14 protein-coding genes are annotated in these 16,146 nt (G+C 65.5%); 7 read left to right on the top strand and 7 right to left on the bottom strand.

From position 1 onward, the window contains the following. The first annotated feature begins 49 nt into the window (after positions 1-49). From BLW02_RS03480 to BLW02_RS03470, 3 genes are all read left to right on the top strand, one after another. Positions 50-1,189 carry a cupin domain-containing protein gene (locus tag BLW02_RS03480; protein WP_092697215.1) on the top strand — a complete coding sequence of 380 codons (1,140 nt, stop codon included), beginning with the start codon at positions 50-52 and terminating at the stop codon, positions 1,187-1,189. Continuing rightward, entirely contained in the window at positions 1,186-1,704 is a 519-nt protein-coding gene (locus tag BLW02_RS03475; protein ID WP_092697050.1) for a hypothetical protein, read from the top strand. The genes BLW02_RS03480 and BLW02_RS03475 overlap by 4 nt, the downstream gene beginning before the upstream one ends. A 199-nt stretch (positions 1,705-1,903) precedes the next feature. Next, positions 1,904-2,197, top strand: coding sequence for a hypothetical protein (locus BLW02_RS03470; protein WP_092697049.1), 294 nt, complete (start codon positions 1,904-1,906; stop codon positions 2,195-2,197). Between the two features lie 174 nt (positions 2,198-2,371). On the opposite strand, the gene BLW02_RS03465 is transcribed toward BLW02_RS03470, so the two are convergent. The 6 genes from BLW02_RS03465 to BLW02_RS03445 all read right to left on the bottom strand — a co-directional run bounded on the left by BLW02_RS03465 (position 2,372) and on the right by BLW02_RS03445 (position 7,272). After that, on the bottom strand, positions 2,372-3,160 hold the full coding sequence (locus BLW02_RS03465; protein WP_092697048.1) for an MBL fold metallo-hydrolase: 789 nt from the start codon (positions 3,158-3,160) through the stop codon (positions 2,372-2,374). Between the two features lie 14 nt (positions 3,161-3,174). Next, a complete protein-coding gene (bamC, locus tag BLW02_RS03460) occupies positions 3,175-4,266 on the bottom strand; it encodes an outer membrane protein assembly factor BamC (protein ID WP_092697047.1) in 1,092 nt (363 codons plus the stop codon). A 43-nt stretch (positions 4,267-4,309) separates the two neighbouring features. After that, complete coding sequence (dapA, locus tag BLW02_RS03455) at positions 4,310-5,206, bottom strand: 4-hydroxy-tetrahydrodipicolinate synthase (protein ID WP_092697046.1); 897 nt, start codon at positions 5,204-5,206, stop codon at positions 4,310-4,312. A 34-nt stretch (positions 5,207-5,240) separates the two neighbouring features. Next, positions 5,241-5,792: a class I SAM-dependent methyltransferase gene (locus BLW02_RS03450; protein WP_092697045.1), complete on the bottom strand. Its 552-nt coding sequence runs from the start codon at positions 5,790-5,792 to the stop codon at positions 5,241-5,243. A 77-nt stretch (positions 5,793-5,869) separates the two neighbouring features. Next, positions 5,870-6,025 (bottom strand): hypothetical protein, encoded by a 156-nt coding sequence (locus BLW02_RS19890; protein ID WP_159433762.1) that lies wholly within the window; start codon positions 6,023-6,025, stop codon positions 5,870-5,872. A 29-nt stretch (positions 6,026-6,054) separates the two neighbouring features. Beyond that, on the bottom strand, positions 6,055-7,272 hold the full coding sequence (locus BLW02_RS03445; protein ID WP_092697044.1) for an MFS transporter: 1,218 nt from the start codon (positions 7,270-7,272) through the stop codon (positions 6,055-6,057). 122 nt (positions 7,273-7,394) lie between these two features. Between BLW02_RS03445 and BLW02_RS03440 the strand changes: the two genes are divergently transcribed. From BLW02_RS03440 to parC, 3 genes are read left to right on the top strand one after another with little or no spacing between them, the layout of a single operon-like run. Further along, complete coding sequence (locus BLW02_RS03440; RefSeq protein WP_092697214.1) at positions 7,395-9,377, top strand: DNA topoisomerase IV subunit B; 1,983 nt, start codon at positions 7,395-7,397, stop codon at positions 9,375-9,377. 22 nt (positions 9,378-9,399) lie between these two features. After that, positions 9,400-10,215 carry a lytic transglycosylase domain-containing protein gene (locus BLW02_RS03435; protein ID WP_092697043.1) on the top strand — a complete coding sequence of 272 codons (816 nt, stop codon included), beginning with the start codon at positions 9,400-9,402 and terminating at the stop codon, positions 10,213-10,215. 15 nt (positions 10,216-10,230) lie between these two features. After that, positions 10,231-12,585, top strand: coding sequence for a DNA topoisomerase IV subunit A (gene parC / locus BLW02_RS03430; protein WP_092697042.1), 2,355 nt, complete (start codon positions 10,231-10,233; stop codon positions 12,583-12,585). A gap of 340 nt (positions 12,586-12,925) precedes the next feature. Here parC and BLW02_RS03425 read toward each other — a convergent pair whose 3' ends face one another. Continuing rightward, entirely contained in the window at positions 12,926-13,384 is a 459-nt protein-coding gene (locus BLW02_RS03425) for a RidA family protein (RefSeq protein ID WP_026436342.1), read from the bottom strand. Between the two features lie 250 nt (positions 13,385-13,634). On the opposite strand from BLW02_RS03425, the gene BLW02_RS03420 reads away from it, so the two are divergent. Next, on the top strand, positions 13,635-16,076 hold the full coding sequence (locus BLW02_RS03420; RefSeq protein ID WP_244273614.1) for a DNA internalization-related competence protein ComEC/Rec2: 2,442 nt from the start codon (positions 13,635-13,637) through the stop codon (positions 16,074-16,076). Positions 16,077-16,146 lie beyond the last annotated feature (70 nt).

Here is a 16,146-nt window from a genome sequence, read left to right as displayed (position 1 = left end):
AATTGTCGCAGTTTGATCAATGGCCCTGTCATGGGGCGGACAGGTATTCATGGATAGCCAGCAACCCCTCCCCCTCCTTGGTGGCCTGACCCCCGCGCAATTCATGCAGCGGCACTGGCAGAAAAAGCCCTTGCTGGTACGCCAGGCCATCCCCGGATTCAAGCCTCCCGTGCTGCGTGCCGGTCTCTTTGCCCTGGCTGCACAGGAGGGTGTGGAAGCCCGGCTGGTGCAAAAGGTCAAGGATGTCTGGAAGCTGCGCCACGGACCGTTTTCGCGCCGTGCATTGCCTGTCCTCCAGCAGCCTGACTGGACCTTGCTGGTGCAGGGTGTCGATCTGCACGACGACCAGGTGCATGCCCTCATGCAGCAATTCCGTTTTGTTCCGGAGGCGCGGCTCGATGATCTGATGATCAGCTACGCCAGTGACGGTGGAGGCGTGGGCCCGCATTTTGACAGTTACGACGTATTTTTGCTGCAGGCCCACGGGCGCCGCCGCTGGCGCATCGGGCGCCAGAAAGACCTGAGCCTGCGGGATGATATTCCGCTGAAAGTGCTGGCGCAGTTCGAGCCCGAACAGGAGTTTGTGCTGGAGCCCGGGGACATGCTGTACCTTCCGCCCAGGTATGCCCATGACGGTATCGCCGAAGGGGAGTGCATGACCTACTCGATCGGGTTCCGTGCTCCGGCCCGTGCAGAGCTGGCCCAGGAACTCCTGATGCGGGTGGCGGAAGATGCGGGCGAGGAGGATGCGCCCGTGCTGTACCGCGACGCGGGCCAGGAAGCGGTGGAGCAGCCTGCCGCCATCCCGGATCGGTTGCACGACTTTGCCCGCGAGGCTCTGCAACGCGCGTTGAGTGAGCCGCTGGTGCTGGAGCGCGCGCTGGGGGAGTACCTGACCGAGCCCAAGCCCAGCGTGTGGTTCGAGGCGAATGACGCAGGGGTGATGCTGGAGGGCGTTGCGCTGGATCGGCGCACCCGCATGATGTATGACGCGCACCACGTTTTCATCAATGGGGAAAGCTATCGTGCGGCAGGCCGTGACGCCACGCTGATGCGGCGCCTGGCGGATCAGCGCCGGCTGCAAAGCCGCGATCTGGCGCGTGCGAGTGACGATGCCCTGGAGCTGTTGTCTGCCTGGTGCGACGCCGGCTGGGCCCATGCCTGTCAAGAGGCCAAGGAAACCCCATGACCGATGCGGCGCCCTCAGCTCCTGCGCTGCCTGACTTGCCTTCGGGGCGGTTCAGCGGTCGGGATGCCTTCATGCAGTTGGTGCGCAATGGTCTGGCTACGGCTGCCCGCGACGGCTGGACGGAGATCGTGGTGAGTGATGCCAATTTCCATGACTGGCCGTTGGGTGAACTCGCCGTGATCGAGTCATTGCAGCAGTGGGCGCGCAGTGGCCGGCGATTCACCATGCTGGCCTGCACGTTTGATGAGGTGATTCGGCGGCATGCGCGCTTTGTGCGCTGGCGCGGCACCTGGGATCACATCATTACCTGCCGGCGCAGCCCGTCGGCAGATCCGCTGGACCTTCCCAGTGTTTTGTGGTCTCCCGCCTGGGTGCTGCACCGGATTGATCCCTTGCACTGTGTGGGGGTCAGCGGGTTCGAACCGGATCGGCGCGTTTTGCTGCGTGAATCGCTCAATGAGTGGCTGCGGAGTAAAAGTTCTCCTGGCTTTCCGTCAACCACTTTGGGCTTGTAGCGTTAATACTGATGTGTATCTGAAAGATTGAATGCATTGCTTGCGCTCAGTCAGTGTTAGTCGGTATTGACGAATCCCCAATATAATTTCCGACTGCGCTGAAACGCATGCAAATGCATTCCACCAACGCGTCAACAGATGTCGAAGCTGATCGTGGTGGCAATTCCGGTTCTTTGTCTGTCTATTTAGGAAAATTGAAATGAAGAAATCCCTCGTTCTGGCTACTCTGATCGCTGCTGCTGCCCTTGCCGCTTGTGGCAAGAAAGAAGAGCCCGTTGCTGCTCCTGCCCCAGCTCCTGTGGAAGCTCCGGCTCCCGCCGCTGACGCATCTGCTCCTGTAGACGCTGCCAAGGCTGCTGCTGACGCTGCCGCCACGGCCGCCACTGGCGCCCAGACCGCTGTGGACGCAGCCGCCACTGCCGCATCCGATGCCAAGGCTGCTGTGGATGCTGCTGCTACTGCAGCCACCAACGCCGCTTCTGCTGCCAAGTAAAGCCAGAAACGATTTCAGAGGTTTCCAGCTTTGCTGGAGTGTCTGAAGCCGAAAGCCCCGACCTCTGCAGGTGCGGGGCTTTTTTGTGGGTGGCCTCCGTGTTCAGGGGGGCTATTCCCGCAACAGTGGTGTGTGTATTGCCCGCCAACCGCCTGATGGGTGTGAATCCATCGCTTAGCGGGACAGCGTGACGTCGATCCATTCAGTGCCTGCGACGGCCGAGGCAACGTCCACAGCCTGAGCCGGCCAGTCCAGCGCCTGCGCCAGCGCCTGTTGTGCCAGCCAGGGCTGGTTGTTCTGAGCGCTGAGGTGGGCCGCCACCACCCGATTCAGGCTTGCGTGCCGAACGGCCGTCAGGATACTGGCGGCCGCATGGTTGGCCAGATGTCCGTGCTCGCCGCCGATGCGCCGCTTGAGAAAGGCGGGGTAGCCGGATGCCTCGAGCATGTCCGGATCATGGTTGGCTTCCAGCAAAAGTGCGTGGCAACCCTGCAGTTGCTGCAGCACATGGCTGCTGGCGTGGCCCAGGTCGGTGAGCAGACCCAGGTGAGAGGCGCCATCGGTGCAGCGCAATTGCAGCGGTTCCCGTGCATCGTGTGGCACGGTGAAGGGCAATGCGCACAGGGTACCGAGGTCGATCGGCGCCATGTCGTAGGCCACCTGCAGCAGCCCATCCAGATCGGGAAAACCCAGTGCCGCGTGGGTGCCGGCGCTCATCCATACGGGAATACGGTGTCGCAACGCCAAAGCTTTGGCGCAACCCACATGGTCGGCATGTTCGTGCGTGATGAAAATGGCATCGATCTGGTCGATGCCCAGACCCGCAGCGCCAAGCCGCGTGGCCAGCTGCCGGATGCCGAAGCCGCAATCCACCAGCAGGCGGCGAATCTGTGATCCGTCGCCTGCCTCCACCACAGTGGCGTTGCCTGAGCTGCCGCTGCCCAAGCTGCGAAAGCGCAGCATTGGCAGTCAGGCTCTTATTTCAGGTCGTCTGCCAGCACGCGCAGGATGCGCTCGGCGTTGGCAGACGATTCGGGAGCGCCGGCCTCGTTCAGCACGGAAACCGTGGTGGCGTCGCCCTGGCTGCGCACCACCACCTGGTACTTGAGCGGTGGTGTTGCGGCAGAGCCGCCGCCCAGCAGCTTGTTGAAGAAGCCGGGCTCCTTTTTGTCGGTTCCTGGAGCGACATAACGCACAAAGTACAGACCGTCATTGCGGTTGCGGTCTTCCACGGTGAAACCGGTGCGATCCAGGGCCAAGCCTACCCGGCGCCATGCGCGATCAAAGCCCTCGTCCATCTGCACCACGGGAACGTTGTTCACCGAGGCCATGCGCACCGTGGCCGCCTTCAGTGCGGGCGCTGCCGCCACCGCCTTGGATTGCTCCTGGCTCACACCGAGCTTGACCATGAGGCGGCGCAGGAATTCGGTTTCGAGTTCGGGATCGGCGGCGCGGGGCTGCCAGACGGTGCTGTCCTTGGCCGCGCTGGTGTACACCTCCACCATGCCGCGGTGGGTGACATAGATTTCGGTGCCGCCTGCGGCATTGCGCTCCAGGCGTGTGCGGAACTTGTCACGTTCGCCGGTGGAATACAGCGAATCAAAAACCTTGCCGAGGGTGGCGCGGATCACGTCCTGCGGCAGCTTGGCGCGGTTTTCCGCCCAGTCGGTTTCCAGAATGCCCAAGTCGGCCTGATCGACAACCAGGTTGAAACCATTCTCCAGCCAGTATTCACGCACGGGCTCCCACAGTTGGTCGGCCGGTCGGTCGATCACCAACCAGCGCTGGTTGCCATTGCGTTCGATGCGCACGTCGCCAATTTTGGTGGCTGCTGCGGTGGATGTGTTCGATGTTTTCGCGCTCTGGCCTGCCTGGAATGCTGCCGCAGAGACGGTCGTGCCGGGCACCGCGTAGCGGTTGTCCCGCGACAGTTGTGTCAGATCGGGCGGCACTTCCAGCGTGGCCCCCTGGGTGGCGCTTTTGTAGTCGATCTTGTCGCTTTCCAGGACGGAGCAGGCGGACAGGACCATGGCAAGGCCCAGCAGGCCCAGTCGTGCGGTGTGATTCACGCGGAAATCCTCAGAGTGTCTCAAGTGTCGGGGGACGGGCGGCTTACAGAAGGCCGCTGGCGCGCAGGGCTGCTTCGACCGTGGATTCGTTGCCCTGGCTCAGGGGCGTCATGGGCAGGCGCATGGTGCCTGCGCACAGACCCATGCGGGCCATGGCCCATTTGACGGGGATGGGGTTGGCTTCGATGAACAGGTTTTTGTGCACCGGCATCAGCTGGAACTGGATTTCCATGGCGCGCCGTGCATTGCCGGCCAGTGCTGCAACGCACAGCTCGTGCATCAGGCGGGGCGCCACGTTGGCGGTCACGCTGATGTTGCCGTGGCCGCCGCACAGCATCAGGGCGACAGCGGTGGGGTCATCGCCCGAATACACGGCAAAGCCCTTGGGCAGGTCGCGGATCAGCCACTGGGCGCGTTCGATGTTGCCCGTGGCTTCCTTGATGCCGATGATGCCGGGCACCTGGGCCAGGCGCAGCACGGTGTCGTGCTGCATATCGGCCACCGAGCGGCCGGGCACGTTGTAGAGCACGATGGGCAGGTCGCCCGTGGCCTCTGCAATCGCCTTGAAATGCTGGAACTGGCCTTCTTGCGTGGGCTTGTTGTAGTAGGGCACGACCTGCAGCTGGCTGTCGGCCCCCACACCGCGGGCAAACTTGGCCAGCTCGATGGCCTCGGCGGTGGAGTTGGCGCCGCAGCCGGCCATGATGGGCACGCGCTTGGCCGCTTGCTCCACAGACACGCGGATGATTTCGCAGTGTTCTTCGACGTTGACCGTGGGCGATTCACCCGTGGTGCCCACCACGCCGATGCAGTCGGTCCCCTCGGCGATGTGCCAGTCGATCAGTTTGCGCAGGGCAGGGTAGTCCACGCTACCGTCCTCGTGCATGGGGGTGACAAGGGCGACGATGCTGCCGGTAAGGGGCACGGAAGAAGAGGTCATGTCCGCAGTGGTAAACGGTAAAAGGGCATTCTAACTAGACCGGAAGGTCCAGGCGGTATCGGACGGGCTGGCCTGGGTGCTCGATTTCGCGCACGGCCGCAATGCGTTGCACGAAACGCGCGGGGGCGTCCACAAAACCGTCTTCGTAGGCAATGGTGCGCAGGCGCGCGCAGGCGGCCAGCAGCTCTCCGGGGCGCAGCAGAAAGTCGGCTCGCGCAGGGCGGCCCACGGTTTCGTTGCCGCTGGCGAAGGTTTCATAGATCAGCACGCCGCCGGGGGCCACGCTGTCCACCAGAAGGGGCAGCAGCGGGCGCCAGAGGTAGTTGGTGACGATCACCGCACCAAACTGTCGGCCGGCAAAGGGCCAGGGACCCGCTTCGATGTCGGCGCAGTGGATCTCGCCCCAGGCCGCGCAGGCGGCCACGGCATCGGCGGAGCGGTCCACGCCCACCGTGGGGTGGCCGCGTTCGTGCATCCACCGCAGGTGGCGGCCCGCGCCGCAGGCCACGTCCAGCACCGCGCTGCCCGGCGGGGCCAGGGGAGACCAGCGGCGCACCCAGTCTGAAGGGGCTTCAGTGCCGTGCATGGGAAATGTTTGCTATTGCAATAAGAGCTGCTGGCGATTGATTCATGAGCGCTCGTGGCCTAGAAGGTTTGAAATTCTCAGAAACATGCCCAGAGCTGGTCTGACAGCATGACCATGAAGCCTGGCGCGGTGTACAGCGCAAACACCGCCAGCAAGGCCAGCACAGCGACCACCCAGCCCAGCAGCCGGGCAGTGCGGAATGCAAGGCGTGGAGTGGGGTTGTGCAGGGCCATGGACGGATTGTGCGGAGGAACGGGTGTGGTCAGGCGGGCAGCGGCGCGGCGCGGCGGATGGGAGCTTCCTTGACGGGAAGATTCACCAGTCCCGCAAAAATTCCCAACCCGATCGCGATGTACCACACCACATCGTAGCTGCCCGTGCGGTCATACAGGTACCCGCCCAGCCACACGCCCATGAAGCTGCCGACCTGGTGGCTGAAAAAGACAAAACCGCCCAGCATGGACAGGTGCTGCACGCCAAAAATCTGCGCAATGGTGGCATTGGTGGGGGGCACGGTGGACAGCCACAGTGCCCCCATCACGGCGGAAAACACATACACCGACAGCGGCGACAGGGGCACCAGCAGAAAAACGGTGATGACCACAGCCCGCGCAAAGTAGATGAAGGCCAAAATCCTGCGCTTGGGCATGTGCTGGCCCAGCGTGCCCGCAATGTAGGTGCCGAACACATTGAACAGCCCGATCAGCGCCAGTGAATAGCTGGCCACCTGGGGCGAGAGCCCATGGTCGCGCAGGTAGCTTGGCATGTGCACGCCAATGAAGACCACCTGGAAGCCGCATACGAAATACCCCGCCGTCAGCAGCAGGAAGCTGGGGTAGCGGAACGCCTCGCCCAGCGCCTGGGCAATGGTCTGGTCGCGTCGAGCGGGTGCCGATCCGTGAAATCCGGGCTCGCGCAGGCCGAAAGCCAGCGGAACGATGAGCAGCACCATCAGCGCCAGTGCCAGCAGCGCCTGCTGCCAGCCCAGGCTGGCAATCAGCCAGCCCTCCACCGGCACCATCAGAAACTGCCCGAACGAGCCGGCCGCCGCCGCCACGCCCATGGCCCAGGAACGCCTTTCGGGTGCGATCTGGCGGCCCAGCACCCCGTAGATCACGGCGTAGGTGGTGCCGGCCTGGGCCGCGCCGATTAGCACACCCGCAGTCAGCGCAAACAGGGTGGGCGTGGGAGACAGCGCCATGCCGGCCAGACCCAGGCCATAGAGCGCCGCGCCGCCCACCAGCACGCGAAAGGCGCCAAAACGGTCGGCCACCATGCCAACAAAAATGCCGATCAGGCCCCAGGACAGATTCTGGATGGCAATGGCCAGCGCAAACGACTGCCGCGTCCAGCCCATTTCCTGGGTGACGGGTTGCAGCCATAGCCCGAAGCCGTGGCGGATGCCCATGGACAACGTCACGATGGCGGCACCGCAGGCCAGCACCTGGAACATGGACAGTTTGGGAGGATTCGTAGGCATGCGGGGAATGTAGCGAATACCGCACGCATCTGCCTGACACCTGCATGACCTGGGACGGTGTGGGATTCCATGACTGGGTATTCATCCAGTTCATGCACGGCTGCGGCACTACAATCCGCCCCATGTCTGCCAAACCGTCTTCTGTGTCCGCCAGCGAATATTCCGAGGGTTCGATCCGTGTGCTCAAGGGGCTGGAGCCTGTCAAGCAACGCCCGGGCATGTACACCCGCACCGACAACCCCCTGCACATCATCCAGGAGGTGCTCGACAACGCCGCCGACGAGGCGTTGGCCGGCTATGGCAAGAAGATCAAGGTCACGCTGCACGCTGATGGTTCGGTGGGCGTCGAGGACGATGGGCGTGGCATTCCGTTTGGCCTGCACCCCGAGGAAAAGGCCCCGGTGATCGAGCTGGTCTTCACCCGCCTGCACGCTGGCGGCAAATTTGACAAGGGCAAGGGCGGCGCGTACAGCTTCTCGGGCGGCTTGCATGGCGTGGGCGTGAGCGTCACCAACGCCCTGGCCACGCGCCTGGAAGCCTGCAGCCACCGCGAAGGGCAGGTGGCGCGCCTGGTGTTCTCGGCGGGTGACGTGATCGAGCCCCTGGTGGCCCGTCCCCTGGAGGCCGGCGAGCGCAAGCAGGGCACCACGGTGCGCGTGTGGCCCGATGCCAGATACTTTGAATCGAGCACCCTGCCGTTGGGCGAGCTCACCCACCTGCTGCGCAGCAAGGCGGTGCTGATGCCGGGCGTGTCGGTCTCGCTCGTCAACGAGAAGACGCGGGACACGCAAACCTGGCAATACAAGGGCGGCCTGCGCGACTACCTGCAGCAGACGCTCAACGGTGACCCGGTGATCCCGCTCTTCGAGGGCGAGGGCTTTGCCGATAGTGGCAACGACAACTTTGCCGAGGGCGAGGGCGCCTCGTGGTGCGTGGCCTTCACCGAAGACGGCCAGCCCGTGCGCGAAAGCTACGTCAACCTGATTCCCACCAGCGCCGGCGGCACGCACGAGAGTGGCCTGCGCGATGGCCTGTTCAACGCCGTCAAGAGCTTCATCGAGCTGCACAGTCTTTTGCCCAAGGGCGTGAAGCTGATGCCCGAAGATGTGTTTGCACGCGCCAGCTATGTGCTCAGTGCCAAGGTGCTTGACCCCCAGTTCCAGGGCCAGATCAAGGAGCGCCTGAACTCGCGCGATGCGGTGCGGCTGGTGAGCGGCTTTGTGCGCCCCGCGCTCGAACTCTGGCTCAACCAGCATGTCGAATACGGCAAGAAGCTGGCCGAACTCGCCATCAAGGCCGCGCAGACGCGCCAGAAGGCCGGCCAGAAGGTGGAAAAGCGCAAGGGTTCGGGCGTGGCTGTGCTACCCGGCAAACTCACCGATTGCGAAAGCCGCGACATCGCCTACAACGAGGTGTTCCTGGTCGAGGGTGACTCGGCCGGTGGCAGCGCCAAGATGGGCCGCGACAAGGAAAACCAGGCCGTGCTGCCGCTGCGCGGCAAGGTGCTCAACACCTGGGAGGTGGAGCGCGACCGGCTGTTTGCCAACAACGAGATCCACGACATCTCGGTGGCCATGGGGGTGGACCCGCACGGACCCAACGATTCACCCGACCTGTCGGGCCTGCGCTACGGCAAGGTGTGCATCCTCAGTGATGCGGACGTGGATGGCTCGCACATCCAGGTGCTGCTGCTCACGCTGTTTTTCCGGCATTTCCCCAAGCTCATCGAGGCCGGCCATATCTATGTGGCGCGCCCGCCGCTGTTTCGCGTGGATGTTCCCGCGCGCGGCAAGAAGCCCGCGGCCAAGATGTATGCGCTCGATGAAGGCGAGCTCACCGCCATTCTCGACAAATGCGCGAAAGACGGCGTGCCGCGCGAAAAATGCCAGATCAGCCGCTTCAAGGGCCTGGGCGAGATGAATGCCGAGCAGCTGTGGGAAACCACGCTCAACCCCGACACGCGCCGCCTGCTGCCCGTGCAGCTGGGGGGCACGGATTTCTCTGCCACGGAAGGGCTCATCACCAAGCTCATGGGCAAGGGCGAGGCCGCTTCGCGGCGCGAGCTGATGGAGCTGCATGGCGATGCAGTGGAAGTGGATATCTGACCACGCATTGCCGGTACTTGCCATGTCCATGATGCATCGTTCTTCAGGCCTTTTGCGCTTTCTGGCTGTGCTGCTGCTATGGATAGCGCAACAACCGGCGCATGCAGACCTGTGGGCCTTTGTGGACGAACGCGGCGTGACCCACTTCGCCGCAGAGCAGACGGATGCGCGTTACCAGCTGTTCTTTCGCGGCACGCAATTCGATTCATCGAGCGATGGGCCGCAGGGTGCGGTGCGGCCTGTGCCGGGGGCGCTGCCGGCGGCCAGTGCGCGTTTGCTGGCGTTTTTTGACATCTCGCCCGACTACCAGCGCGTGAGGCACCACCTGCGCGCATCGGCCAGCCACCAGGGGGTGGACTATGAATTGCTGCAGGCCCTGATTGCCACCGAATCGGGGTTTGACGCCGGCGCCGTCTTGCCCAAGGGCGCCATTGGCCTGATGCAGGTGATGCCGGCCACGGCGGGACGCTTCGGCGTGGCGGCGGACGCCCGCCGGACCGTGGCGCAGAAACTCGTCGACCCGGCCGTGAATGTGTCTGCCGGCACCCGTTATCTGCGCTACCTGCTCGATCTGTTTCCCGGCCGCATGGACCTGGCCCTGGCCGCCTACAACGCGGGCGAGGGCGCGGTGAAAAAGGCGGGCAACCAGATTCCGGCCTTCAAGGAAACCCAGAACTATGTGCGCACCGTGCTTGGCCTGTATGCCCAGCTCAAGCCGCCAACGACCGTGCTGGCCCAGCGCGCTGCTCCGGGCCGCGTGCGCATGGAGCTCCCGAGCGGCGCCGTGGGCCGGGACAAGCTTCCAGACACGCGTGACTTCGCACCAGAACGTGATTGAACCGAACCCGAACGAATGAGCGATCAACCCACTCTCGATTTCACCACCGCTGGCGACGGGGGTGACTCCCTGGATCTGGCGGGCTATGCCCAGCGCGCCTATCTGGAATATGCGTTGTCCGTCGTCAAGGGCCGCGCGCTGCCCGATGTGTGCGACGGCCTCAAGCCCGTGCAGCGGCGCATCCTGTACTCGATGGACCGCATGGGCCTGGGCTACAGCGGCCCCACGCGCAGCACGGCGGCCAAGCCCGTCAAGAGTGCCCGCGTGGTGGGCGATGTGCTGGGGCGCTTTCACCCCCATGGCGACCAGTCGGCCTACGACGCACTGGTGCGCATGGCGCAGGACTTTGCCCAGCGCTACCCGCTGATCGACGGCCAGGGCAACTTCGGCAGCCGCGACGGGGATGGCGCCGCCGCCATGCGCTACACCGAGGCGCGCCTGTCGCGCATCACCAGCCTGCTGCTTGACGAGATCGACGAAGGCACCGTGGATTTCATGCCCAACTACGACGGCAGCACGGAAGAACCCCGCCAGCTGCCCGCGCGTCTGCCGTTCGCGCTGCTCAATGGCGCCAGCGGCATCGCCGTGGGCCTGGCCACCGAGATCCCGAGCCACAACCTGCGCGAGATTGCCGACGCCTGCATCGCGCTCATCAAGACGCCTTCGCTCAGCCAGGAAGAGCTGCTGGCCCTGGTGCCCGGGCCCGACTACCCGGGCGGCGGCCAGATCATCAGCAGCGCGGGCGACATTGCCGACGCCTACCGCACGGGCCGCGGCAGCCTCAAGGTGCGGGCGCGCTGGAAGATCGAAGAACTGGCCCGTGGCCAATGGCAGTTGGTAGTCAATGAGCTGCCGCCCGGCGTGAGCACGCAGCGCGTGCTCGAAGAGATCGAGGAAATCACCAACCCCAAGGTCAAGGCGGGCAAGAAGGCACTGAGCCAGGACCAGACGCAGCTCAAGGCCAGCATGCTGGCCGTGCTGGACGTGGTGCGCGACGAATCCAGCAAGGATGCCCCCGTGCGCCTGGTGTTCGAGCCCAAGACGGGCAAGACGCCGCAGCAGGAGCTGATCACCGCATTGCTGGCCCACACCAGCCTGGAGACCTCGGCCCCCATCAACCTCACCATGGTGGGGCTCGATGGCAAGCCGGTGCAGAAGTCGCTGCGCGTGATGCTGGAGGAGTGGATTGCGTTCCGCCAGACCACCATCACCCGCCGCAGCCAGCACCGGCTGGCCAAGGTGCTGGACCGCATCCACATCCTCGAAGGGCGGCAGACCGTGCTGCTCAACATCGACGAGGTGATCGCCATCATCCGCGCGGCCGAGGAACCCAAGGCCGCGCTGATCGCGCGCTTCAGCCTGAGCGACCGGCAGGCCGAGGACATTCTCGAAATCCGCCTGCGCCAGCTGGCGCGCCTCGAAGCCATCAAGATCGAGCAGGAGCTGAAAGAACTGCGCGAAAGCCAGGGCAAGCTCGAAGACATTCTGAACAACCCCGGCTCGCTGCGCCGCACCATGGCCAAGGAGATCGAGCAGGATGCCAAGACCTTTGCCGATGCGCGCCGCACACTCATCCAGGCCGAGAAGAAGGCCGTGGCCGAAGTCAAGGTGGTGGACGAGCCGGTGACGGTGGTCGTCTCGCAAAAGGGCTGGGTGCGTGCCCGCAACGGCCATGGCCACGAGGCGGCCAGCTTTGCCTTCAAGGCGGGTGACGGGCTCTACGCCACGTTCGAATGCCGCACCGTGGACCCGCTCATCGTGTTTGGCAGCAATGGCCGCGTCTATTCGGTGCCGGTGGCGCAACTGCCCGGCGGGCGAGGTGACGGGCAGCCTGTGACCACCCTGATCGAGCTGGAATCGGGTACGCAGCTGCTGCATTACTTCGCCGGCCCGGCCAGCGCCACCTTGCTGTTGTCGAATTCGGGTGGCTATGGCTTTCTGGCCAGTGTGGAAAACCTGGTGTCGCGCCAGAAGGGTGGCAAGTCCTTCATGACCCTGGGTGATGGCGAGAGCGTGTGCCCTCCTTCCCATGCGGCGGGCAGCACCGGGGGACAGCCGCTGCCCGCCGCCACGCATGTGGCCTGCGCCTCGGCGGGGGGGCGTATCCTGACGTTCGAGATCAGCGAACTCAAGACCATGGCCAACGGTGGCCGCGGCCTGGTGCTGATCGACCTGGAGCCCAAAGACCAGCTGGCGGGGGCTGCCGCTTACACGCGCAGCATCCGCATCGAGGGTGTGGGGCGGGGCGGCAAGGCGCGGGAAGAAACGCTGGAAATCCGCTCGCTCAACAATGCCCGCGCCGCACGGGGGCGCAAGGGCAAGGTCGCAGATTTAGGCTTCAAGCCCGCATCCGTGACGCGCGTCGAATAGTGGCTGTGCGCCGGCTTTTTCGCCGGAATGGTACGCCCAACGGGAGCGCTCGGGGGTTGCAGAAAAACAAAAGCGCGGGTTCCGGCACCCTGCAGGCAGCGGCGGTCGCCATGGAGCCGTTCACCAGCACCGTCCAGCAAAGTGCCAGCAGCGCCCATCAGGCGAGCAGCCTGGCGGCGGCTCCTGGCGGCTGATACGGTTTTGCCTTCAAACGTAAACGATAGTTGGTTCGCCTTGCCGTGCTAGAGCACTGTCTGTGGCTTCCCGCCTAGTTATCCGCTTGAATGCGAGACCGTATGAGTGCCTTTTGGCGCGGACTGATCACAGTACGCTCCGTCTTTCAGGCCAGTTCGGCGATCAATTCGATTTCCACACACGCTCCCATGGGAATCTGCGCCACGCCAAAGGCGCTGCGGGCGTGCACCCCTTTTTCACCAAAGACCTGGCCCAGCAGCTCACTGGCGCCATTGGTCACCAGGTGCTGTTCGGTGAAGTCGCCGGTGGAGTTGACCAGGCTCATCACCTTCACGATGCGCTGGACGCGGTTGAGGTCCCCCCCGCAGGCTGCGTGCAGCGTGCCCATCAGGTCGATCGCCACGGCCCGGGCGGCGGCCTTGCCTTCTTCGGTGGTGATGTCGCGGCCAAACTGGGCGGCCCAGGGCTTGCCGTCCTTGCGTGCGATATGGCCGCTCAGGAACACCAGGTTGCCGGTCTGCACATAAGGCACATAGGCGGCCGCAGGCACCGACACGGGGGGCAGGGTGATCTGGAGTTCTTTCAGCTTGTCGTAAACGCTCATGGTTTTCCTCGGAGGGGTGAAGGGAAAGTCCGGTCAGGCGTGCAATAGAGTGCGGCGCCTGGATTTCGGTGCAGAGGGCGCCAGTGTTGCACAAGCCTGCGCGAAAACCGCCCATTTCTGCGATGGAAGGTGGGTTTAGCATGTGCCCATGCCACCCATTGCGCCCTGCGCCATCCATCCTGCTGCGCCCCATCCGCCAGAGGAGAGTTTCGCGCGGAGCGCTTGGCGCTTGCCGGCGTGCTTGCTGGGGATGCTGGTGGGTGCGGCGCTGCAGTTGCAGCAGCCCCTGCTCTGGAATGGGCGGGCCTATGGGGTGATGCTGGCCCTGGCGGTTGTGGCGTGGCTCCTCAGTGGCTCGCACAGGGTATTGCGGGTGGCGTATCGCCTGGCTGCCGGGCGGCGCGTGGCCCGGTGGTGGGCCTTGGGCTTTGCGGCCTGTGCGGGGGCACTGGCCTTGTTTGCGCTGTGTGGGCTGCGTGCCGGTGCCTATGCGTCCCATGCGCTGGCACCGGGGCTGGAGGGGCGCGACCTGCGCGTGACCGGCGTGGTCGCCACCATGCCGCAGGTGAATGAAGCGGGTGTGCGCCTGCGCCTGGAGATTGAGTCTGCCTTGTGGCAAGGCACGGTGGTGAAGCTGCCGCCGTTGGTGGATGTGTCGTGGTACGGCGAGCCGGCGCAGGGGTGGGCGCAGCCTGCCGATGCAGGGCGGCAGCCGCCACCACTGCGGGCCGGCGAGCGCTGGGAAATGACGGTGCGTCTGAAAGCCCCCCACGGTGCGCGCAACCCCCATGGGTTCGACTTCGAACTCTGGATGTGGGAGCAGGGCGTGCAGGCCACGGGCTATGTGCGCACCGGCGCGAAGGATGTGCCGCCGGTGCGGCTGGGCAGCACCTGGCGGCACCCTGTCGAGCGCGCGCGCCAGGCCGTGCGGGACGCCATCGTGACCCGCCTCGCCGGCCATGCCGCTGCTGGCGACGAGGGCCCAGGGCGTGTTGCGGGAGTGGTGGCAGCGTTGGTCACGGGCGACCAGCGCGCGATTGACCGTGCCGATTGGGATGTGTTCCGCGCCACCGGCGTGGCGCACCTGATGAGTATTTCGGGCCTGCACATCACCCTGTTTGCCTGGCTGGCGGCACTGGTGGTGCGGTGGCTGTGGTGCCGTGTGCCGCGCTGGTGCCTGGCGCTGCCGGCGCCCTCTGCGGCGCTGCTGGCGGGTGTCCTGCTGGCCGCTGGCTATGCGCTCTTCAGTGGCTGGGGCGTGCCCGCGCAGCGCACCGTGCTGATGCTGGCCACCATTGCCGCGCTGCGCCTGAGCGGGCGCCGCTGGCCTTGGCCGCAGGTGTGGCTGCTGGCCTGCGCTGTGGTGGTTGTGGCGGACCCTTGGGCGCTGTGGCAGGCGGGATTCTGGCTGAGTTTTGTCGCTGTGGCGGTGCTTTTTGCGACGGATCCGATAGCCGGTGGCGATGATGGTACGGGCGCTAGAGCCCATTTCTATGCACTTTTGAGAGAGCAGTGGGTCGTCACGCTGGCACTGACGCCGCTCACACTGCTGCTGTTTGGCCAGGTGTCGCTGGTGGGGTTTGCGGCCAACTTGCTGGCCATTCCGTGGGTCACGCTGGTGGTGACTCCGTTGGCGCTCGCGGGCGTCTTGTGGGCGCCGCTGTGGAGCCTGGCCGCGTGGGCGGTTCAGCCCCTGGCTGTTTTCCTGCAATGGCTGGCGGCCTGGCCTTTTGCGGTAGCGTTTGTGCCGATGGCGCCGCTGTGGGCGGGCGTGGCGGCCGTGATGGGCGGCGCCGTGCTGGCCATGCGCCTGCCCTGGGCGGTGCGCGCGCTGGCGCTGCCGCTGCTGGTGCCCGCGTTGTGGTGGCAACCGGCGCGGCCTGCGCCGGGCGAGTTTGAGGTGCTCGCGACCGATATCGGCCAGGGCAATGCCGTGCTGGTGCGCACCGCCACCCATGCGCTGCTGTACGACGCCGGCCCCCGCTTCAGCCGTGAAAGCGACGCGGGCCACAGGGTGCTGGTGCCGCTGCTGCGCGCTTTAGGCGAGCGGGTGGACCTGCTCATGCTGAGCCACCGCGATTCCGACCACACGGGCGGCGCGGCGGCCGTGCTGGCCCAGCAACCCCAGGCCGCCGTGACGGGATCGATCGAGGCCGAGCATGGCTTGCAGGCGTTGCGCCCGGTCACGCCCTGTGTGGCGGGTCAGCGCTGGGATTGGGACGGCGTGGCCTTCGAGGTGCTGCACCCGGCGGTGGGCGACGGCGCCCGCGCCACGGGCGCCGCACGCACCAATGCTGCCAGTTGCGTGTTGCGCATCGCAACGCAGGGGCCGCAGCCCGCCGTGGCCTTGCTGGCCGGGGATATCGAGCAGGCCCAGGAGCAGGCCCTGGTGGCGGGCGCCGCACCGCTGGCCGCCGATCTGCTGCTGGTGCCGCACCATGGCAGCAAGACGTCGTCGAGCGCGCCGTTTCTGGACGCTGTCCAGCCGCGCACCGCCCTGGTGCAGGCCGGTTACCGCAACCGCTTTGGCCACCCGGCTCCCGAGGTGCTGGGGCGCTACCAGGAGCGGCAGATCCGGGTGGTGGAGTCCGCGCGCTGCGGTGCGGCCACCTGGCAGTCGCTGCAGCCCCGGCAGGTGCGCTGCGAGCGGGACGCCGGGCGGCGCTACTGGCAGCACACCCTCGCACCCTGACCGGCGTCAGGCGCCGACGCCTGCGCGGGCGGTCTGGTTGCATGGTTTGTCATGGAACAGAGGTGGTGGG

The organism is Acidovorax soli, from assembly GCF_900107605.1.
GTDB lineage: Bacteria > Pseudomonadota > Gammaproteobacteria > Burkholderiales > Burkholderiaceae_C > Acidovorax > Acidovorax soli.
This window is presented reverse-complemented; position numbering and strand designations above follow the sequence as displayed.